Source organism: Curtobacterium sp. S6, assembly GCF_000710345.2.
Taxonomy (GTDB): Bacteria; Actinomycetota; Actinomycetes; order Actinomycetales; family Micrococcaceae; genus Rothia.
Window position 1 is genome coordinate 13,567 of the sequence record NZ_KL537414.1, and the last position, 19,379, is coordinate 32,945.

Here is a 19,379-nt window from a genome sequence, read left to right on the forward strand (position 1 = left end):
GGTCACAGGATCGGGGTTTACCGTGACAGGAACAGAGTATGAGGAGGGCAGATGAGCCAAGGGACGGAGGGTGAGCCCCTAACGGGTGCCTACCCTTCATCGGGCATCTCCCGAGGGGCCGAGACCCCCTCGGATCCTTTCGGGCCTGATACGTCGGAGGACGTGTACTCGGACCCGTTCTCGAGTTCCACGACGGTCCGACCCACCGTCGAACCGTCGGGTGATCCGGTCTCAACCCCCACCCATAGGACCGAGACCGACGAACGCCCCGCGAGCTACGAAGATCCCTTTGGCATACCCGCCGAGGGGGAATCCGGCGATCACCAAACATTCGTCACCTCGATTCCCCGTGTCGATCCGTCCGCGGGATTCGGGCGCGAGGACCGACCCGGTGCCGACCAGAACCGTACCGGGTCGGTCACGTCGGATGCCCCGCAGGGCGTGAGAAACGGCTCCAGCGCGTACACCCCGGATGTCCCGGAACCGCGGGCTGAACCCAATTCTTTGAGCGCCGCGACTCAGGGTTCCGGGGTGCACGACGCCGAACGGATCGCCGCGACCCGCACCGCCCCGCAGGACATCTTCCGAAATACCCAGGATCTTTCGGATCCCGCCGCCACGAGGGCTCACGCGACGCCGTATGCCGCGGAGGAGAAGCCGGATGCGGGTGTCTCCGTCGCGAGCTATCCTTCCGCGGAGGCCGCACCCCCTGTGCCGCGAGGAGGGCGCCGAGGCTTCGGCCTGCGCCGCATGATCCAGTCGGAGAACCTCCCCACCGCGCCGATGCGCGTCGTGGAACGGTTGGCGAATTCCCCGTTTGCGAATCCCCGACGGTTTAAGGAACGCACGGAGGTTCGCAGAACCCTCAACTTCTCGTTGCGACTGGCCGAAACCATGTTCCATTTCGGGGCCGACTCCCGCGATGTCGAAACGGCGATCGTCGCGACGTGCGCGACCTACGGGGTGGAAGACGTCGATGTCGACATCACCAACCAGTCCGTGATCATCAACTACATTTCGGAGTCGGACGGGACCAAAGACAGTCCCGGCGTCGCGGCCAATAGCGACGAGGTCTTCAGCCACACGGTGGTACGCGTGGTTCGTTCCTGGTCCGACAACTACGCCGGCCTGACGGAGACACATCGGCTGGTCAAAAGGATCACCAACGGCGATTTGTCGAGGGCCGAGGCCGAGCGGCGCTTGGCCCGAATACTCTCCAAGCCCAAGCCGTATCCGCGGTGGCTCGTGAATCTCTGCAATTCGTCCGCCGCCGGCGTGCTCACGGTGGGTATCGGTGGCACGTGGCTCGGCGCGATCGTCTCGTTTTTGACCTTTACCGTGGTCCAGTTCATGGCCGGCAAACTCGCGGCCTGGAGAATCCCGTCGTTCTTCACCATGGCGGCTTGTTCCGCGTTGGTGACCCTCATCGCGATGGTTCTCTATGCCCTCGGTGCCCCGGTTTCGCCTGCGCACATCGTCGGTTCGGGCCTCATCATGCTTCTTCCGACGCTCACGCTGGTCTCGACGATCCAGGACGCGATCAATGGGTTTCCCGTCACCTCCGCGGGACGGCTCATCGCCACCGGGCTATCCTTTACCGGGCTCATCGTCGGTATCGCGATCGCGGTGTCGATCACCACCAGCTTGGGCTTTCGAGAGATCGAGGTCGACAGCGTGGTGTTCTCCGGGGCGGAGCCCCTGGTCAACATCGTTTTCATGCTGATCGCCACCGCGCTGATCGCCATCACGGTGCAGGTCAAGCCGCGACATATTCTCCCCGGGGTATTTAGCAGTTTCTGCGGGCTGGCCGTATTCCATCTCTTCGCGCTGGCGGGAGCCGGTGGGCGCATGACGTCCATGCTCGGAGCGATCGGCGTCGGCTGTGCCTCGGCACTGATCGCTCAGCGGCACCTGATTCCACAGGTGGTTTTGGCCGTTCCGGGACTGACATTCCTGTTGCCCGGGCTCACCATCTTCCGCGGGATGTATACGTTGACGGTCAACATCGATCCCGTGACGGGCCTGATTCCGATGCTCAACGCTGGCGCGATCATCATGTCGATGGCCGCATCCGTCGTGTTGGGCAACTATCTGATGAGGCCGTTCATGAGCAAAGACCCCGAGACCCGACGGAAGCTGGTCCGTCGACGCAAACAAGAGCCGGATCCGCTGGGCAACTGAGGCCGCCCACGAACCGGATGCGCGTCGTCGGCGACCTCGTTTGGTCCGATCAGCGAAGGGTCCAATCCACGGGTTGCTGGCCCAGCGATTCCAACGCGGCATTCGCCCGGCTGAAGGGGCGCGATCCGAAGAAACCTCGTGATGCCGACAGAGGCGAGGGGTGCACCGATTCGATCTTGGGGACCTGAGGCCCGAGCCGAGACCCGGCATTCCTGGCGTCGCGGCCCCAAAGGATCGCCACGAGCGGCTGGTCCCGAGCGCCGAGGGCGTCGAGCGCGGCATCGGTGATGGCTTCCCAACCCTTGTTCCTGTGCGATCCGGCTTCCCCAGCGCGAACGGACAAGCATCGGTTCATCAGCATGATGCCTTGATGAGACCAGCTCGACAGGTCACCGTGTTCCGGGGGAGTGATGCCCAGGTCGGATTGGAGCTCCTGATAGATGTTCTTGAGGGATCGCGGCAGGGGTCGGACGTCGTCCTTGACGGAAAAGGATAGGCCCATCGCGTGCCCGGGAGTGGGGTAGGGATCCTGGCCGATGATGAGAACCCGCACCGATGACATCGGTTCCTGAAATGCGCGAAAGATATTTTCCGAAGCCGGAAGGGTCGCGTGGCCGTTGTCGTGCTCCTCGCGGAGAAACCGGCCCATCTGGCGGATCGTTGGTTCGACGGGCTGCAGAGATTCCGCCCAATCCGCTGCCATGATCTGGTCCAGGGGTTTGACGGGCATGAGTATTCCTTACGAGGTTTCGTCGACGGCGTTGATTCTCCCTAGACTAACGGCGTGGAATCATTGACCGAAGTCGACCTCGCGATCATCGCGATGGAGAAGAGACCGTGGAAGTACCCCGGGGCGAAAGAGCGCGCCGTTCGCACCGAATTGGGAATATCGGGCACGGAGTACTACATGCGGCTCAACCGACTGATCGATGACGAACGTGCCATCCGGATGGAGCCGGCGCTGATGCGGCGTCTCCGGGATCACCGGGATGGCTAACCATTCCGGGTATCGGAAGGCCGCAAACCATCTCACGGTCAAAAAAAGATACGCTTAGAATTTGGGCCGCATGCGCACCGTAGGGTGCGCCCATCAGACTTTGAGGACAGGTATGGCCGAGCACGAGCACGATGAATTCGACGACGTCCCCTGGGACTCGCCCTACCGCGGCGCCTATCGGGGTGAGCAACCGGAGAAGACCGGCGGGTACAAGCATCTCGCCGCGGTGATCGTCGCGGGTATCTGCGCCCTGGTGATCGGCGGGCTGTTCTTTCTGTTGTCCCCCAAAACGGCCGGCCCCGAGGCCGCGGGGCAGTCGGCCTCTTCGTCGAGTTCCTCGTCATCGCCGTCTGGGGACGGACAGAGCGAGTCATCGACGCCCTCCTCGAGCGATGCGGGAAGCGCCGAGCCCGACTCGTCGACGAGCGTTGGGGTGTACAACTACGCCTCCAAGGAAGGGGTCGCGACCAAGGCGGCGTCGACCCTGCGCGAGGCCGGGTGGACGATTTCCGACGTCAGCAACTGGGAAGGCGGGGCGGAGGACGCCTCGGTGGTGTATTACGCCAGCGGCTCGGAGGCCCAGGCCAAAGCGATCGCGCAGAAGCTCGGCATTCAGAATGTCCAGGAGGCGACCGGATACAACTACGAGGTTGTCGTCGTTCTCTCGGAGCACGACGGTGCGGGAAACGGCGCCCAGTAGCCCTGCTGATAACCCCTCCAAGGCTGAACGCGGGAGGGTGCTGTGCTCTGAGCGAAGGCCGGGAAAGTAGGCCCGTATCGTTTGCACTCTCCGCGGCACAGTGCCAAGATTGGGGTTAGCACTCATCCTCTTCGACTGCTAAATATCCACGGTGGCCGGGCTTTCGCCAGGTGTCGTGGGTTGAGTGGGAGCAGGGGGATGAGCACAGACTCAGTCACCACGGTGAGGCCAGGTGGCCCGTCGCCCAGAGCGCGAGGGGAAGTCCGGCCGTCCGTCGCGGGCACCGTGGACGACGCATCCGTCTACCGTCCAGGAGGGACGTCAACCGCCATGGCAAAACTGATTGCTTTTGATGAAGAGGCCCGTCGCGGACTCGAAAAGGGTCTGAACACCCTTGCCGACGCCGTCAAGGTCACGCTGGGGCCGCGCGGCCGCAACGTGGTTCTCGAAAAGAAGTGGGGCGCTCCCACGATCACCAACGATGGTGTGTCCATTGCCAAGGAGATCGAGCTCGAAGACGCCTACGAGAAGATCGGCGCGGAGCTCGTCAAAGAAGTTGCCAAGAAGACCGACGACATCGCCGGTGACGGCACGACCACCGCGACCGTTCTGGCCCAGGCCCTGGTCCGCGAGGGACTTCGCAACGTTGCGGCCGGCGCCGATCCGCTCTCGCTCAAGCGCGGGATCGAAAAGGCCGTCGAAGCCGTGACCCAGGAGCTCCTCTCCTCGGCCAAGGAAATCGAAACCGAAGAAGAGATCGCGGCCACCGCTTCGATCTCCGCCGGAGACCCCGAGATCGGCAAGCTCATCGCGCAGGCGATGGAGAAGGTCGGCAAGGAAGGCGTCATCACCGTCGAGGAGTCCAACACCTTCGGGCTGGACCTCGAGCTCACCGAAGGCATGCGCTTCGACAAGGGATTCCTGTCGGGTTACTTCGTGACCGACGCCGACCGCCAGGAAGCCGTCCTCGAGGATCCCTACATCCTCATCGTGAATTCCAAGATCTCCAACGTGAAGGACCTCGTCCCCGTGCTGGAGAAGGTCATGCAGTCCGGCAAGCCGCTGCTGATCATCGCCGAGGACGTCGAGGGCGAAGCTCTCGCATTGCTCGTCTTGAACAAGATGCGTGGATCCATCAAGTCCGCCGCGGTCAAGGCTCCCGGCTTCGGCGACCGCCGCAAGGCCCAGCTGGCCGACATCGCGGTCCTGACCGGTGGCCAGGTCATCACCGAAGAGGTCGGTCTTTCCCTCGACACCGCGACCCTCGACCTGCTGGGACAGGCTCGCAAGGTCGTTGTCACCAAGGATGAGACCACCATCGTCGACGGTGCGGGCTCCGCCGAGGAGATCGAAGGCCGCGTCTCGCAGATTCGCGCCGAGATCGCCAACACCGATTCCGACTACGACCGTGAGAAGCTCCAGGAGCGTCTCGCAAAGCTCGCCGGCGGTGTCGCCGTCCTCAAGGCCGGTGCCGCCACCGAGGTTGAGCTCAAGGAGCGCAAGCACCGCATCGAGGACGCGGTGCGCAACGCCAAGGCCGCCGTTGAAGAGGGCATCGTCCCCGGCGGTGGCGTGGCCCTCATCCAGGCCGGTGTTCGTGCCTTCGAGACCCTGAAGGTCGAGGGTGACGAAGCCACGGGCGCCAACATCGTCAAGGTCGCCGTGGACGCTCCGTTGAAGCAGATCGCTTCGAACGCCGGTCTCGAGCCGGGCGTCGTCGCCGACAAGGTCCGGGGCCTGGAACAGGGTCACGGTCTGAACGCCGCGACCGGCCAGTACGAGGACCTCATGAGCGCAGGGATCAACGACCCGGTCAAGGTCACCCGCTCCGCACTGCAGAACGCCGCATCCATCGCGGGTCTGTTCCTCACCACCGAGGCCGTTGTGGCCGATAAGCCGGAGAAGAACGCCGGCGCCGGTGCCGAGGGCATGGACGCCATGGGCGGCATGGGCGGCATGATGTAACCTTCGGTCCTTTCGACCGAGACATCTGACGGCCAGAACCCCCGCACGAGCTTCGGCTCGTGCGGGGGTTCTGCGTTTCTCGGGTGGTTCGGCCGAGCCACTGCGCGTGCTGCGGGGCGTGCGGGCGTAGGGTGAACACGTTCATCACACGACGGCGGGACGAACCGAGGAAGGGCCCATGACGAAGAGGCAGAGCAAAGCGTGGCTGTGGGCTTTGGTGGGGTTCATGTTCTTGTCTCAGACCGGCCTGAACCTCGTGCGACCGCTGACGAGTTACAAGCTCATCGCGTTGGACGCCCCGCCGGCCGTGATCGGGCTGGTGACCTCGGCCTACGCGATCGTTCCGGTCTTCGCCGCCATCGCCCTGGGCCGGCTCGCGCAAAGGGTGAGGCGTCTTCGGATCTTGGTCGCGGGTGGCGGCCTCCTGATTGCTGTGGGCGCGGCCGTTCTGGCCCTTGCCGGCGGAATATGGCCCATCGTCGTGGCCAGCGTGATGTACGGAATGGGACATCTGGCATCGCAGATCGGCTCCCAATCCGCGGTCGCTCGGTACGCGAAAGACTCGGAACTGGATCAGGGATTCGGATGGACCACCGCGGGGCTTTCGGCGGGGCAGTTGGTCGGCCCCTTGATCGGCGGTTGGATCTTGGGACTACACGCCGCGCCATCCCAAGCCCAACGCCTGCACGATGTCGCCACGGCCTCGTGGATCGGCGTGGCCTGCGCCGTCGCGTCCATCCCGTTGATGCTCTTGCCGGTCGTTCTTCCCGGCAGGTCCGGGGGCTCTCGTCCCGTGACATCCGATGGGCCCTCCGGGCAGGGAGCCTCGGCCGGCGTCCGAGGGAACGATCCCGACGCACCTCCGCGGGCCACGACCCTGCGGGTGCTGCGGCGCCCCGGGGTCGCCTCGCATATTCTCGCCTCTCTCGCGATGCTGTCGATCATGGACATCCTGACCTCATTTCTTCCGCTCGTGGGGGAGAGGGCCGGCGTGTCCCCGATGTGGATCGGGGTGCTTCTCGCGGTCCGAAGCCTCTCCTCCATCGTTTCCCGCACGATGATCTCGGCGCTGTCTCGCAGGTGGAATCGGAGTCAACTGGTGATCGTCTCCCTCGTGATGGGTTCGTTGACCGTCGCGGCGGTGCCACCGGTCATCGACGTGATCCCCCTATCTCTCGTGCTTCTGCTGGTCGGCGGATTCTTCATCGGTCTCGCGCAACCGCTGACCATGACGATGATCATCACCTCGGTTCCCGAGGCGTGGAGGTCCCCGGCATTGGCGGTACGGCTGACCGGGAATCGTGTGGGACAGGTCATCATCCCCTTGGTCGCCGGCGCCGTGGTCGCGCCCGTGGGGCCCGCGGGAGCGATCTGGCTGACGTGCGTGCTCCTCTTGGGGTCGGCGGGAGAAAAGCTCATGCGATACGGCCGATCGGGAGCCGGGCCGGTGGGCCGCTGAGGAATTTCTCGGGCCCGTCGGCGGCACTAGCATGGACGTACGATGCATTGTGATTATTTTTCCGCCGACCTCTGCCGCTCCTGCGTGAGGATGGGCGTCCCCTACGGACGCCAACTCGAGGACAAGCAGATCAAGGTGCGCGAAATCCTGGGAGACCGCCCGGGATTGCGGTGGGCCTCGCCCATGGCCAGCCGTGAATCTGGCTTCCGCAATAAAGCCAAAATGGTGGTGACCGGAAGCGCCGAGGACCCGAACCTGGGCATCGTGGACCGTCGGGGCAGGGGCACCGACCTCAGCGAATGCGGTCTGTACCCAGCAGAAATCACCCGCGTCATGCCGGTCCTCAAGGAATTCATCCGGGATCATGGCCTCGTTCCCTACGACATCTCCACCCGGAGGGGCGAACTCAAGAACATCATCGTGACGGTGTCCCCTCGGGGCGAGCTCATGGTCAGATTCGTGGTGCGCAGCAAAAAGTACGTGGTGCCGATCCGTCGGGCCCTTCCCGGGTTGCTCGGTCGGTTGCCTCACCTGCGGGTGGTCAGCGCGAATATTCTCCGGGAGCACAAAGCCGTGCCCGAGGGCCCCGAGGAGGTGCCCCTCACCGACGAGCAGATCCTTCCCATGCCCCTCAACGGCATCGATCTTCACCTGCGGCCGCACGGCTTTTTTCAGACCAACTCCGATATCGCGGCCGCGATGTACCGACAGGCCGCCGACTGGGCGGCGCAGGAGGGCCCGGCGAGCGTCTGGGACCTGTTCTGTGGCGTGGGGGGATTCGCGTTGCACCTCGCCGAACGCCTGGGCGAGGAGGCCGAAGTGCACGGAATCGAAATCGATCCCGAGGCCATTGAAGCCGCCAAGTCCAGCGCCCGCGCCGCCGGGCTGAATCACGTCCATTTCTCCGCCGCGGATGCCGGGACCTTTGCGACGATGGGAGCGTCGTCGCCCCAGTGCGTCGTTGTCAACCCGCCGCGACGGGGCATCGGTTCCGAGACCGCGCGGTGGTTGGAGACCGCGGCCGTCGACACCGTGATCTACTCGAGCTGTAACGCCGCCTCGCTCGCGACCGATCTGGATGCCCTGCCGTCGTATGAGCCGTGTGAGGCTCGGCTATTCGATATGTTTCCGCAGACCACCCACTCCGAGACGATGGTTCTTCTGCGGCGGCGCTCCGGAGCATAAATCCGCGACCGGCCGCTGGCGGGAACGGGGCTAAAATGGTCCAGGCACTATCGATACGAGACCGAGGAACGTGACAATGACCCCGTCGGAGAGCATGAGAGCTCCGCGATCAGAAGCCAGCGGACGGCCGGGCTCCGAGGCGACCTCTGAACGCCCCGTCGAGCGGTTGCCGGAGTTCACCATGAGATCTCCGCGCGGGACCCTGGAGACCGGCGGCGCGCTCCTTCCGGTGGACGCGGATAACTGTCTGGCCGTCGCTCGGGAACGCGAGTCCATCGTCGTCGGCCTGTTGCCCTTTGACCCGGACGAAGCGCCTCGGCTCGCGGTTCCGGAAACCTACCGATGGATATCGCGCACGGACGATCACGCGGACGTGGCCCCCGTGGCGCGACCCACCGGAAGCCTGGGCGTGGACAGCCAGATCTACCGCGACGCCGTCGCCTCGGCGGTGCGGCGAATCCACGACGGACAACTCGAAAAGGTCGTGCTCTCCCGGGCATTGGAACTGCACTACGACGACGCACCGTTGGACCCGGCCGCCGTTTACGCGAATCTGATGGCGTTGAACCCGACGGCGTACGTGTTCAGCGTCCGTGACGAGTCCACGGGGGAATACCTGATGGGCGCGAGCCCGGAGCTTGTGGTCGGCGTCGATCAGCAGCAATTTTCCACACGACCCCTCGCCGGCTCGGCCTCCCGCGCCACGTCGACGGGGCCGACCGAAGACGCGCAGGCCGGCGAGGCGCTCATGAAATCGGCCAAAGACCGTGCCGAACACGCAACGGTGGTCGACGACATCGCCCAGAGGCTGGGGCCCATATCCCGGGAGCTCACGGTGCCTCCGGCGCCGTCCTTGGTGGGGACGCCGCAATTGTGGCATCTCGGCACACACATTACCGGCATCCTCGGGGAGGGCCTCTCCGCGCTGGACGCGGCCCGGGCGATTCACCCGACCCCGGCGATCTGTGGGACACCCCGGAATGCGGCCCTCCACCTGATTCGTGAACTCGAGCCTTACGACCGTGGTTTCTACGGTGGTTTGGTCGGATGGACCGATCCTGACGGTAACGGAGAATGGGCCTTGAACCTGCGCAGCGGCCGTGTCGGGCCGCGGACGGCGACACTGTGCGCGGGTGCGGGAATCGTCAATGGCTCCACCCCCGGGGGCGAGCATCACGAGACGGCGGTCAAGCTCTCGACCTTCCTCGCCGCCCTGGGACTGACGCTCAACGACCTGGCCGAACTTGGTCAGTAAGGTAAAACCCATGACAACCTCGGGCAACACCGCGGGCCTCGGACGCTCGTCACCAGGAAACAGTCACGAAGCCACGGAGGGCTCGGACGAACCATCGACGATCGTCGCGGCCGCCGACGGGTCCGCCCTCGGAAACCCCGGGCCCGCCGGCTGGGCCTGGTACGTCGACGAGTCCTGCTGGCGCGCCGGTGGCTGGCCACACGGGACCAACAACATGGGCGAGCTGAAAGCGGTCTTAGACCTCGTGGAAGCAACCGCCTCCGTGCCGGAGCGCCCCCTGAAGATCCTGTGCGACAGCCAGTACGTCATCAAGTGCATCACCGCCTGGATGCCCGGCTGGAAGGCGAAAGGCTGGAAAAAGAAGGACGGGAAGCCGGTCCTCAACCGGGATCTCCTCGAACAGCTCGACGCCGCCCTGAACGGCCGGACCTACGAATTCGAGTGGGTCAAGGGCCATGCAGGGCACGAGCTGAACGAACACGCCGACGATAAGGCCCGGGCCGCCGCCACGGCCTACCAGAAGCATCGCTCGCCCGATCAGGGACCGGGCTTCACCACCGACGAATCGGGGGACTCGACGGACGTCGCGTCCACGCCGACGGGGGACCAACCCTCCCGTGCGCAGGAGACGTCCGGCGAGATCGCCCGACGCCACGAACTGGAGCTCAGCGATCCGGCGACCTATCCTGACCCATCGCGCCTGGAACCACTCCTGGACGACGAGCTGGTCTGGATCACGGTGAGGGGGCGGCGAGCGGGCCGGGATACCGCGCTGCGATACCCGGAGCAGGCCTTCGGCCTCCGGGGTGCCCCGGACATCGTCAGTTTCCATTCCACGGCCGAAGACGTGGGACTCGTGGTCAGCCGCGTCGAGACGCCCCGGGGCCCGGCACTTCGGTCGAGCCTGTGGACCCGTGCGGGGGACCGCTGGAAGCTCTCCGTCCGGCAGGACACCCCCGAGGCCTAGCCCGCTAACCCGCGAACATCGAGGCGTTGGCCGCCTCGGTTTCCGCATAGTTCATTCCGGCGCTCGCGAGCGCCTGATTGATCTGCCCGAGACTCTCCTCGACCTGAGACTGCGTCCGCCGCCAGCTGGCCACGACCTCCTGGAATTGGGCGGATGCGGTGCCGGTCCAACTGGATTGAAGGTCCTGGAGAGACGCGGTGAGCGCGTTGACCTCGGATGAGATTCGTTCCATGAAGCCCCTGGCCTCGGAGGTCTTGGTGGCGATGATTTCGGAATCAACGACGAATTGGGCCATGACGTCCTCCTACAAAGAGTGGAATTGCTCCCGCGGACGGGTTCCGCGAGATCCGATATCAGGAGGGTAGGTCGTGACCCGCGTCGTCGTGATCGAAGCGGGCATGCCGCCGGCCGGATGTGGACCGGAGCTTACTGCGCGGTGGTTTTACCCGTCTGTGGACGATGCTCGTCGGCCTCCGGCCGTGCCTGGGGGATCTGCACGACCATCGTGGCGCCACCGCCCTCGGTTTCTTCGACGCGAACCGTGCCGTGATGCTGGGTGACGATCGCCGCCACGATGGCGAGCCCCAACCCGGTGCCTCCCGTGTCACGGGTGCGAGACGTGTCGGAGCGGTAAAACCTTTCGAAGACCTTTTCCATGTCGTCCCCGTGAATTCCGGGGCCGTGATCGACGACCTTCACCACGGACAGATACTCTCCGTCGATGCCAGGCCGGGAGCCCACGGCCAGCTCGAGGGCGCTTCCCTCGGGCGTATACCGGAGGGCGTTGGTGACCAGGTTGGCCAGGACCTGCCGGAGCCGAGATTCATCCCCGCGAACCGGAGCCGGCAGCCCGGGCCCTTCCTCGATCCCCACGACCGAGATGTCCCGTTCCGGCGCGGATGCCGCGGCGTCATCCGCGGCATCCTGCGCGAGGTCCAGCAGGTCCACGGTGGTCACCTCCAGGGTGCGCCTCTCATCGATGCGCGCGAGTACCAAGAGGTCCTCGACCAGCTGACCCATGCGCTTGGACTCGGCCTCGATGCGGTTCATGGCCTTGGCGACGTCCTCGTCGGTCTGGAGCGCGCCGTGGCGGTAGAGCTCCGAGTAGCCTCGGATCGATACCAAGGGCGTCCGCAACTCATGTGAGGCGTCTCCGACGAAGCGGCGCATTTTGACCTCCGAGTGCTTCTGGGCGTCGAAAGCCTCCTCGATGCGCGTCAGCATGACGTTGAGAGAGAGGGAGAGCTGGCCGATCTCGGTTCGGGGATCGTGACGCTCGATGCGCTGGGAGAGATCACCCGCCGCAATGCGGGCGGCGGTTCGCTCGACCCGTGCCAGGGGCTCGAACGCGCGTGTCACCAAGACCCAGGCGAGGGCCGCGGCCGCGGCCAGGGTGGCCATACCGAAAGCGAAGGTCAACACGCCGACCAGGGTGACGACGGCGTTGGTTTGGGTCAGCGGCGTCGCGACGACCACGGTGTATCCGGAGTCCTGCGACGCGATGGGCAGGATCCGCCACTCGGTGTCCCCGCTATTGCTGGGGACGGTGAGGCCCTGGCCGTTGTACCTCACGCCGTTGTCATGGTTCCAACCATTGAGACGGGGGGAGGAATTGCCGTCGTCGGCGACGATTGAACTCACGAGATTTCCGTCGGAATCCATCAGATACGCGGAGTACCGGAAGCCGGGGCCGTCGGAGGAGGTCGACTTGTCATTGCCGAGATATTTGGTGAGATTCGCCGCCGAGGATTTCATCTCGGAATCGATTTGCTGGATCAATTGACCCCGCAAAGCGGAGATGGCCACCAGGCTCGTCACCGCGATGGCCAGCGCCAGTAGGAGCGCCGTCAGCATCACCAATTGGGTGCGCAGGGACAGCGCACCCAATTTGGATTGCCGAACTCGGCTGGTGACGGATTGCACCACGATCTAGTGCTTGGACGTCCGCAGCAGGTAGCCGACGCCGCGCTTGGTATGGATCAGCGGCGGAAGCGACTTGTCGTTGTCGATCTTGCGGCGCAGGTACGAAATGTAGGACTCCACGATCGACGCATCCCCGTTGAAATCGTACTCCCACACGTGATCCAGGATCTGTGCCTTGGAGAGAACGCGATTGGGGTTGAGCATCAGGTAGCGAAGGAGCTTGAACTCGGTCGGGGAGAGGTCGATCTCGCGCTCGCCGCGGTAGACCTCGTGGGCGTCGTCGTCGAGAACCAGGTCCTCGACGCGAAGCCGGGAGTCTTCTTCTTCGAGAGCCTGGGTCCGGCGCAGGACCGCTCGGATGCGCGCGACGACCTCGTCCAAGCTGAAGGGCTTGGTCACGTAGTCGTCTCCGCCCACGGTGAGGCCGGTGACCTTGTCTTCGGTGTCGTCCTTGGCCGTGAGGAAGAGGATCGGGAAGAGCAAACCGGTCGCGCGAATCTTGCGGGTGACGGTGAATCCGTCCATGTCAGGCAACATGACATCCATGACGGCCAAGTCCGGGGACTCGGCGGTGGCCTTGTCCAGGGCTTCTCGGCCGTTCGCGGCGGTGATGACCTCGAAGCCGGCGAACCTCAGCGAGGTCGCGAGGAGCTCGAGGATATTGGGCTCGTCATCGACAACGAGCAGTTTGGCTTCAGATTGATGTGCTTTCACGGCCCCTAGTCTCACCCAACACCCTGAGTGGAGCCTGGATATTGCCGAGGCGAAATCTGATTCGGCACTGTGGAAGCCGGAACGGCCGCTCGGAAAAAGCTACTGAGAGCGACGACGCCTCGCGGCCAGGAACAGCGCGATCATCAGCAGGACGAAAGCGACCGGCAGCAAAACCATCGGGAGAATCGTTAGGCCATTCCACGGGTGCAGCCCGACCCACTTGAGGATGAGCATGACGACGCCGCTGAGCACGCTCAGGGCGGCCAAAACCGCGGCGACCCCGGCGAACCAGGTGAACCCCCGAGATTCGGAGCGAGGGGTCGAAGACGTGGTCGTTGCCGGATTCGCGGACGCATTCGAGGCGGGGCGGTCCGCTGAAGAACGAGAAGTCATAGGCCCTACCGTACCGTTCCGCTCGGGGATGAAGCCCCCCGAGTCTCAGGGGGTGCCTGTATACTTGATGCTTCAGACTTTCTGGCGTCAGGGTCCTCCCCGAGACGAGCCCCAAACGTGGAGATCACGTTCGGGTGAACCACCATCGGGAGGCGGGTAGAGGACCGTCGCGGGCGCCCGCGGCGACAGGGTGCGTCATGGCCCTGGTCGTGGGTGCTTTAACAACGGGGTGTAACCCCATGAGTGAAGCAAAGGAAAACATCATGCCCACTGGAAAAGTGAAGTGGTACGACGATTCGAAGGGCTTTGGCTTCGTGACCGCCGAGGACGGGCAGGAAGTCTTCCTGCCGTCCTCCGCGTTGCCGTCGGGCGTCAAGACCGTCAAGGCCGGTACTCGCCTGGAATTCGGGATCGCCGAGGGGCGCCGTGGGGCCCAGGCGCTCTCGGCGCGGCTCCTCGACAGGATCCCCTCCTCCGTGAAGAACCACCGCAAGCCCGCGGACGAAATGGCCGTCATCACCGAGGATCTGATCAAGCTCCTGGACGGGGTGTCCAATTCCCTGCGACGCGGACGCTACCCGGAACGGGCCGTCGGCAAGAAGGTCGCGACTATTCTTCGGAATGTCGCGGATAACCTCGACGCATAATCGGATCGGCACAAGGTTAAATAGGAGTATGGCGAAAACAGCGCAGGGCGAATCGACGATGACGGAGTCTCAAGCGGAGCCGGTGACGGCCCCCGCGGGACCCGTCGACGCCACGGTGGCTCCCACATTAGGTGCCCCACGGAAGGCGCGGCGTCGAACGACGCGGCTCGACGCGGTGCTCGCCGAGGCGACGGACGTGGCCCGGGCGGGAATCCTGGAGATCACCGACGAATCCACCATCGGGACGGAACATCAGGTCCGCGGCGAGGAAGACCGGCTGAGCACTCACCTCTTTGAGTGTGCACTGCCCGGATACCGCGGCTGGTACTGGTTTTCCACGGTGGCCCGGGCCCCCCGATCCAAGAAGGCAACGGTCTGCGAGGTCGGTCTCCTCCCGGGAGACGATGCTCTGCTCGCGCCCGAGTGGGTTCCCTGGGCGGACCGGATCCGTCCCGAGGACGTAGTCTCGGAGGAGACCGAAGAAGAAACCAGCGCGTCGGAAACCTCCGATGCGAACGACAACCGCGACAACTCGCACGACGCGGACCACGATGGGGACTCCACCGAGGAGACCACACCGGGGAAATAATCCACCGGGCACGGCCCAGTGCGAGGAGATGACCGGGAACGACACGCGAGATCATCACTGATGAGAAGAAACAACGGAACGGGACGTTCCGATCTCTGCGAGTGCCCAACTACCGCTGGTGGTTTATTGGTGCGCTGATTTCCAACGTGGGGACCTGGATGCAGCGCATCGCCCAGGACTGGTTGGTGTTCAACGACCTGTCCCACGAGGACTCGACGGCCATGGGAATCGTCATGGCCCTGCAATTCCTCCCGCAACTGGTGCTCGCGCCCTACGCGGGGCTGATCGCGGACCGCGCCGACCGCCGCAAGGTGCTGTACGTGACGCAAGGATCCATGGCGGTGCTTGCCGGCCTCCTGGGTGCGCTGGTTCTCAGCGGTGCGGCGCAACTGTGGCATGTTTACGTTTTTGCCTTGCTTCTGGGCGTGGTGACGGCCATCGACTCACCGGTCCGGCAAACCTTCGTGTCCAACCTGGTCTCGGACCGGGACCTGCCGAATGCCGTGGCCCTGAACTCCATGTCCTTTAACTCGGCGCGCATGGTGGGCCCCGCGATCGCGGGCATCCTCGTGGCGGCGATGGGCTCCGGCCCGGTCTTTCTGATCAACACGGTGACCTTCCTGGCCATGATCGGGGCGATCGCCGTGATCAACACGAGCCGCCTCCGGCCCATGCCCCGGGTCTCCAAGGCGGGCTCGCGGATGCGCGACGGGTTGACCTACGTCAAGTCCCGCCCCGACATCCTGGTCGTCATGGTGGGAGCGTTCCTGGTCGGGACGTTCGGCATGAACTCCGCGATTAACATTGCGGCGATGGCGACGAGCGAATTCGGCTACGGTGCCAATCAATTCGGGTTCCTGAGCTCGACGATGGCCATCGGCTCCGTCGCGGGGACCCTGATGGCGGCCAAGCGTGAGCGGCCACGGCTGCGATTCATTTTTGGCGCGTCCGGGGCCTTCGGGCTGAGCTGCCTGGCCGCCGCGCTCTCGCCCAATGTTGTGGTCTTTGCGGTGATCCTGGTGCCCATGGGGCTGGCGGCGCTGACGTTTATTACCTCGGCGAACGCGTACGTGCAGGTCTCGACCGAACCGCAGATGCGTGGCCGGGTCATGAGCATCTATATGGCGGTGTTCATGGGAGGCACCCCGATCGGTGCACCGATCGTCGGGGTGATCAACGACGTCATGGGCGCACGCTGGGGACTCGGCGTTGCCGTGGTCGCCGGCATCGTGACCGCCGGCCTGGGCCTGGTCTGGTACTGGCGCAGCCAAGATCTGCACCTGACCTTCGACCGTTCCCGGCGCGGCTTCGTGCGCCTGGAGAAGGACGCCGACTACTCACCGATCACCGCGGCCCTGGAAATCCAGGAACCGCGGTGATCGTGGGCATCGCCGCGGCATTAGTCGAGGCGTTCGACCACGTAGTCGATGCATGACAACAGCGCGGCGACGTCGTCGGGCTCGATGGCCGTGAACGTCGCGATCCGCAACTGATTGCGCCCCAGCTTGCGATACGGCTCGGTGTCCACGATGCCGTTGGCCCGAAGGACCTGGGCGATGCGCGCGGCGTCGACGGAATCGTCGAAGTCCACGGTCGTGATGACGGTCGAGCGATCCTCCGGTCGTTCGACGAACGGCGTGGCGAACGGGCTGGCCTCGGCCCACTCGTAGACCAAGCCGGCCGAGCGGGCCGTCCGGGCAGCCGCCCAGTCGAGCCCGCCGTTGTCGAGAATCCACGAAATCTGCTGGTCCAGCAGGATCAGGTTGGTCAGCGCCGGGGTGTTGTACGTCTGGTTCTTCCGCGAGTTGTCCACGGCCGTCGCGAGGTTCAAGGAATCGGGAACCCAACGGTCGGTCGCGGCGATCTCCTCGACGCGGTCGAGGGCGGCGGGGGAGAAGAAGGACAACCAGAGGCCGCCGTCGGAGGCGAAGTTCTTCTGTGGCGAGAAGTAGTAGACGTCGGCCTGAGACGGGTCCACGGACATTCCGCCCGCGGCGCTGGTCGCGTCGATCAGGACCAGAGCGTCGCTCGAGATGCCCTCCGGTCGGCGCACGGGGGCCGCGACGCCCGTGGAGGTCTCGTTCTGCGGCCAGGCGTAGACGTCGGCATCGGCGAAGGCCACGGGCTCCGGGCGGGTCCCGGGGTCGGCCGTCACGATGTGGGAGGACTCGAGGAACGGCGCCTTGTCGGTGGCCGCGGCGAATTTCGAACCGAACTCACCGAAGCTCAGGTGGGCCGCCCGCGAACGTACCAGGCCGAAGGCCGCCGAATCCCAGAATGAGGTGGCCCCGCCGTTGCCGAGGATGACCTCGTAGCCTTCCGGCAGGGCAAAAAGCTCACGAAGGCCGGAGCGGATCGAGGCGACCAAGTCCTTGACAGGAGCCTGCCGATGTGACGTGCCAAGGAGCCGTGCGGCCGCGGAAACGGCCTCGAGCTGGGCCGGGCGGACCTTGGAGGGGCCGGCGCCGAAACGACCGTCCGCGGGGAGGAGATTTTGGGGGATAACAATGGATTCGGTCACGAAGTGTGCTCCAATGATCAAAAGAGTGTGTGCACGGCAGTGTTGCGTCCTGACTCCACCATTGTGCGTGGAATCGTCCGCTGGACGAGAATCGTGGACCGAACATGACCCCCAGCAACTAGAATGGTTGGGCACGCAGCATGGACATTACGAGAAGGGCGTTATACCTCCGATGACGGACCTCGTCGACACAACAGAGATGTACCTCCGAACGATTCTGGATTTGGAGGAAGAAGGCATCACCCCGATGCGCGCCCGTATCGCCGAGCGCCTGGACCATTCCGGACCAACCGTCTCGCAGACGATCGCCCGCATGGAAAGACACGGCTTGGTCCACGTGGAAAGCGACCGCTCGTTGTCGCTGACCCCCGAGGGCCGCGAGCGTGCGGTGTCCGTGATGCGCAAGCACCGCCTGGCCGAGAGGCTCTTGGCCGACGTCGTCGGGCTGGACATGGCCTATGTCCACGACGAGGCCTGCCGGTGGGAGCACGTCATGAGCGAACGCGTCGAGCGCCGTCTCGTGGAACTGCTCAATTCGCCCAAATTCTCGCCCTACGGCAACGCGATCCCCGGCCTAGAAAGCCTCGGCATCACGAGCGAACGGGACGATCCCAAGACGGTCACCCTGACCATCGCAGCCAAGGATTCTTCGCCCGATGATCGGTTCACGCTTGCTCGTTTTCCCGAGGTCCTGCAGGCCGACGTCGACGTGATGAAGGTGCTGGGTCGCGCCGGGCTGCACCGTGGGAGTGTTATCAGCATCGAGCCCAAGGCCGGCGCCATCCACGTCCAGGTGGAGGGGCAGGACGAAGGCGTCGACCTCGACCTGGAGATCGCCGACCACATCGTCGTCAAGCGCGGCGCCTGAGCGGTCGTGGCGAAGCTCTATTTTCGTTACGGAGCCATGAACTCCGGAAAATCCACCGCGCTCCTTCAAGCCGCGTTCAACTATGAAGAGCGCGGCCAGCGTGTCCTGTTGGCGAAGCCCCGCGTGGATACCAAGGGGGAGTCGCAGATCGTGTCGAGGCTCGGGGTGGCGAGAGACGTCAATTTCCTCCTCGGCCCCGAGGAATCGGCCCGCGCGACCTTTCTCCATCACGCGGCCGGGGACGAGGGCGGCCTCCAGCTACGCGTGGAGCTTCCGCCGGTCGCGTGCCTGCTGGTCGACGAGGCGCAGTTTCTGACGCGCTCGCAGGTGGACGACCTCATGCGGATCGCCGTGCTCGACGACGTCCCCGTGCTGGCTTACGGCATTCGGACCGATTTTCAGACCCGCGCTTTCCCAGGGTCGGGGCGGCTCTTGGAACTCGCCCACACGCTCGAAGAGCTCAAGACGATTTGCCGGTGCGGACGCAAGGCCCTCTTTAACGGCCGCCGGGTGGGTGACCGATTCGTCTTCGCGGGAAGCCAGATCGCCATCGATGGTGAGGCCGTCACCTACGAATCTCTCTGCGCGACCTGTTACCTGCGGGAAACCGGCGGTCGCTTGGGGGACGGGGTCGACCCGGATGGCGCGTCCGAGCACCCAAAGGTCACGACTCCTTGACCAAACGGCGGATCACCTTAATCGTTTCGTGATCCAATCCTCCGTGAGAGCCGAGCGCCCCGGGCCGGTTTAAGGTCGATTTTCGAGGACGTTAACCTTCTGTGCGAGAGGACACGTTAAAATTTTGGGGAGGAATCGGTGTGGTGTATCACTCCGTGCGGGCGCCCTTCGATCCCCATCATGGCGGGGATCGGGCAGGTCCTTCCGGCTACGGGGGTCGGCGAGATGTGGCGCGCGTCAAGGCCGGAAACCCGTTCCGAATCGTGCTTGTACGGGGTTGCCGTGATCAAAACGTGACTTTTGGTGATCGTGTGTGTACGCTCGTAATCGTGCCAAT

The 19,379-nt window shown here is 64.7% G+C and carries 19 protein-coding genes; 13 read left to right on the top strand and 6 right to left on the bottom strand.

The features are described from left to right. Positions 1-51 precede the first annotated feature (51 nt). Positions 52-2,181: a threonine/serine exporter family protein gene (locus CURSPS6_RS09485; protein WP_051687870.1), complete on the top strand. Its 2,130-nt coding sequence runs from the start codon at positions 52-54 to the stop codon at positions 2,179-2,181. A 49-nt stretch (positions 2,182-2,230) separates the two neighbouring features. On the opposite strand, the gene CURSPS6_RS09490 is transcribed toward CURSPS6_RS09485, so the two are convergent. Continuing rightward, positions 2,231-2,911, bottom strand: a complete 681-nt coding sequence (locus tag CURSPS6_RS09490; protein WP_030015793.1) for a uracil-DNA glycosylase — start codon at positions 2,909-2,911, stop codon at positions 2,231-2,233. Positions 2,912-2,965: 54 nt separating this feature from the next. Here CURSPS6_RS09490 and CURSPS6_RS09495 point away from each other — a divergent pair, with 54 nt between their 5' ends. From CURSPS6_RS09495 to CURSPS6_RS09525, 7 genes are all read left to right on the top strand, one after another. Continuing rightward, positions 2,966-3,178, top strand: a complete 213-nt coding sequence (locus tag CURSPS6_RS09495; protein WP_035811020.1) for a DUF3263 domain-containing protein — start codon at positions 2,966-2,968, stop codon at positions 3,176-3,178. Between the two features lie 112 nt (positions 3,179-3,290). Beyond that, complete coding sequence (locus CURSPS6_RS09500) at positions 3,291-3,878, top strand: LytR C-terminal domain-containing protein (RefSeq protein WP_030015795.1); 588 nt, start codon at positions 3,291-3,293, stop codon at positions 3,876-3,878. Between the two features lie 330 nt (positions 3,879-4,208). After that, positions 4,209-5,843, top strand: coding sequence for a chaperonin GroEL (gene groL, locus CURSPS6_RS09505; protein ID WP_030015796.1), 1,635 nt, complete (start codon positions 4,209-4,211; stop codon positions 5,841-5,843). A gap of 178 nt (positions 5,844-6,021) precedes the next feature. Further along, a complete protein-coding gene (locus CURSPS6_RS09510) occupies positions 6,022-7,302 on the top strand; it encodes an MFS transporter (protein WP_035811022.1) in 1,281 nt (426 codons plus the stop codon). A 42-nt stretch (positions 7,303-7,344) separates the two neighbouring features. Then, the gene (locus CURSPS6_RS09515) at positions 7,345-8,487 is read left to right on the top strand and encodes a methyltransferase domain-containing protein (protein WP_030015800.1); all 1,143 of its coding nucleotides are present in this window, start codon (positions 7,345-7,347) and stop codon (positions 8,485-8,487) included. Positions 8,488-8,668: 181 nt separating this feature from the next. Further along, positions 8,669-9,742, top strand: coding sequence for an isochorismate synthase (locus tag CURSPS6_RS09520; RefSeq protein WP_030015801.1), 1,074 nt, complete (start codon positions 8,669-8,671; stop codon positions 9,740-9,742). Positions 9,743-9,752: 10 nt separating this feature from the next. Then, on the top strand, positions 9,753-10,709 hold the full coding sequence (locus CURSPS6_RS09525; RefSeq protein ID WP_082470406.1) for a ribonuclease HI family protein: 957 nt from the start codon (positions 9,753-9,755) through the stop codon (positions 10,707-10,709). A 4-nt stretch (positions 10,710-10,713) separates the two neighbouring features. Here CURSPS6_RS09525 and CURSPS6_RS09530 read toward each other — a convergent pair whose 3' ends face one another. The 4 genes from CURSPS6_RS09530 to CURSPS6_RS09545 all read right to left on the bottom strand — a co-directional run bounded on the left by CURSPS6_RS09530 (position 10,714) and on the right by CURSPS6_RS09545 (position 13,739). Continuing rightward, on the bottom strand, positions 10,714-11,004 hold the full coding sequence (locus CURSPS6_RS09530) for a WXG100 family type VII secretion target (protein WP_030015803.1): 291 nt from the start codon (positions 11,002-11,004) through the stop codon (positions 10,714-10,716). A gap of 131 nt (positions 11,005-11,135) precedes the next feature. Next, positions 11,136-12,563 (bottom strand): sensor histidine kinase, encoded by a 1,428-nt coding sequence (locus CURSPS6_RS09535; RefSeq protein WP_082470483.1) that lies wholly within the window; start codon positions 12,561-12,563, stop codon positions 11,136-11,138. 75 nt (positions 12,564-12,638) lie between these two features. Continuing rightward, complete coding sequence (locus CURSPS6_RS09540; RefSeq protein WP_030015806.1) at positions 12,639-13,346, bottom strand: response regulator transcription factor; 708 nt, start codon at positions 13,344-13,346, stop codon at positions 12,639-12,641. A gap of 99 nt (positions 13,347-13,445) precedes the next feature. Beyond that, entirely contained in the window at positions 13,446-13,739 is a 294-nt protein-coding gene (locus tag CURSPS6_RS09545) for a hypothetical protein (protein WP_035811024.1), read from the bottom strand. A gap of 263 nt (positions 13,740-14,002) precedes the next feature. On the opposite strand from CURSPS6_RS09545, the gene CURSPS6_RS09550 reads away from it, so the two are divergent. The 3 genes from CURSPS6_RS09550 (at position 14,003) to CURSPS6_RS09560 (ending at position 16,354) form a co-directional block, all read left to right on the top strand. Then, complete coding sequence (locus tag CURSPS6_RS09550) at positions 14,003-14,386, top strand: cold-shock protein (RefSeq protein ID WP_030015807.1); 384 nt, start codon at positions 14,003-14,005, stop codon at positions 14,384-14,386. 28 nt (positions 14,387-14,414) lie between these two features. Then, positions 14,415-14,975 (top strand): DUF3027 domain-containing protein, encoded by a 561-nt coding sequence (locus CURSPS6_RS09555; protein ID WP_051687872.1) that lies wholly within the window; start codon positions 14,415-14,417, stop codon positions 14,973-14,975. Positions 14,976-15,076: 101 nt separating this feature from the next. After that, complete coding sequence (locus tag CURSPS6_RS09560) at positions 15,077-16,354, top strand: MFS transporter (protein WP_235503741.1); 1,278 nt, start codon at positions 15,077-15,079, stop codon at positions 16,352-16,354. Between the two features lie 20 nt (positions 16,355-16,374). Here CURSPS6_RS09560 and serC read toward each other — a convergent pair whose 3' ends face one another. Further along, positions 16,375-17,496, bottom strand: a complete 1,122-nt coding sequence (gene serC / locus CURSPS6_RS09565; protein ID WP_030015810.1) for a phosphoserine transaminase — start codon at positions 17,494-17,496, stop codon at positions 16,375-16,377. Between the two features lie 172 nt (positions 17,497-17,668). On the opposite strand from serC, the gene CURSPS6_RS09570 reads away from it, so the two are divergent. Then, positions 17,669-18,364, top strand: a complete 696-nt coding sequence (locus CURSPS6_RS09570; RefSeq protein WP_030015811.1) for a metal-dependent transcriptional regulator — start codon at positions 17,669-17,671, stop codon at positions 18,362-18,364. A 6-nt stretch (positions 18,365-18,370) separates the two neighbouring features. Beyond that, a complete protein-coding gene (locus tag CURSPS6_RS09575) occupies positions 18,371-19,042 on the top strand; it encodes a thymidine kinase (RefSeq protein ID WP_051687874.1) in 672 nt (223 codons plus the stop codon). Positions 19,043-19,379: the final 337 nt, after the last annotated feature.

Bases quoted from the DNA above. Each gene is read 5' to 3' on its own strand.
- CURSPS6_RS09485 (WP_051687870.1), top strand. From the start codon at position 52: ATGAGCCAAGGGACGGAGGGTGAGCCCCTAACGGGTGCCTACCCTTCA.
- CURSPS6_RS09490 (WP_030015793.1), bottom strand. From the start codon at position 2,911: ATGCCCGTCAAACCCCTGGACCAGATCATGGCAGCGGATTGGGCGGAA.
- CURSPS6_RS09500 (WP_030015795.1), top strand. From the start codon at position 3,291: ATGGCCGAGCACGAGCACGATGAATTCGACGACGTCCCCTGGGACTCG.
- groL (WP_030015796.1), top strand. From the start codon at position 4,209: ATGGCAAAACTGATTGCTTTTGATGAAGAGGCCCGTCGCGGACTCGAA.
- CURSPS6_RS09510 (WP_035811022.1), top strand. From the start codon at position 6,022: ATGACGAAGAGGCAGAGCAAAGCGTGGCTGTGGGCTTTGGTGGGGTTC.
- CURSPS6_RS09515 (WP_030015800.1), top strand. From the start codon at position 7,345: ATGCATTGTGATTATTTTTCCGCCGACCTCTGCCGCTCCTGCGTGAGG.
- CURSPS6_RS09520 (WP_030015801.1), top strand. From the start codon at position 8,669: ATGAGATCTCCGCGCGGGACCCTGGAGACCGGCGGCGCGCTCCTTCCG.
- CURSPS6_RS09525 (WP_082470406.1), top strand. From the start codon at position 9,753: ATGACAACCTCGGGCAACACCGCGGGCCTCGGACGCTCGTCACCAGGA.
- CURSPS6_RS09530 (WP_030015803.1), bottom strand. From the start codon at position 11,004: ATGGCCCAATTCGTCGTTGATTCCGAAATCATCGCCACCAAGACCTCC.
- CURSPS6_RS09535 (WP_082470483.1), bottom strand. From the start codon at position 12,563: ATGCTGACGGCGCTCCTACTGGCGCTGGCCATCGCGGTGACGAGCCTG.
- CURSPS6_RS09545 (WP_035811024.1), bottom strand. From the start codon at position 13,739: ATGACTTCTCGTTCTTCAGCGGACCGCCCCGCCTCGAATGCGTCCGCG.
- CURSPS6_RS09550 (WP_030015807.1), top strand. From the start codon at position 14,003: ATGCCCACTGGAAAAGTGAAGTGGTACGACGATTCGAAGGGCTTTGGC.
- CURSPS6_RS09555 (WP_051687872.1), top strand. From the start codon at position 14,415: ATGGCGAAAACAGCGCAGGGCGAATCGACGATGACGGAGTCTCAAGCG.
- CURSPS6_RS09570 (WP_030015811.1), top strand. From the start codon at position 17,669: ATGACGGACCTCGTCGACACAACAGAGATGTACCTCCGAACGATTCTG.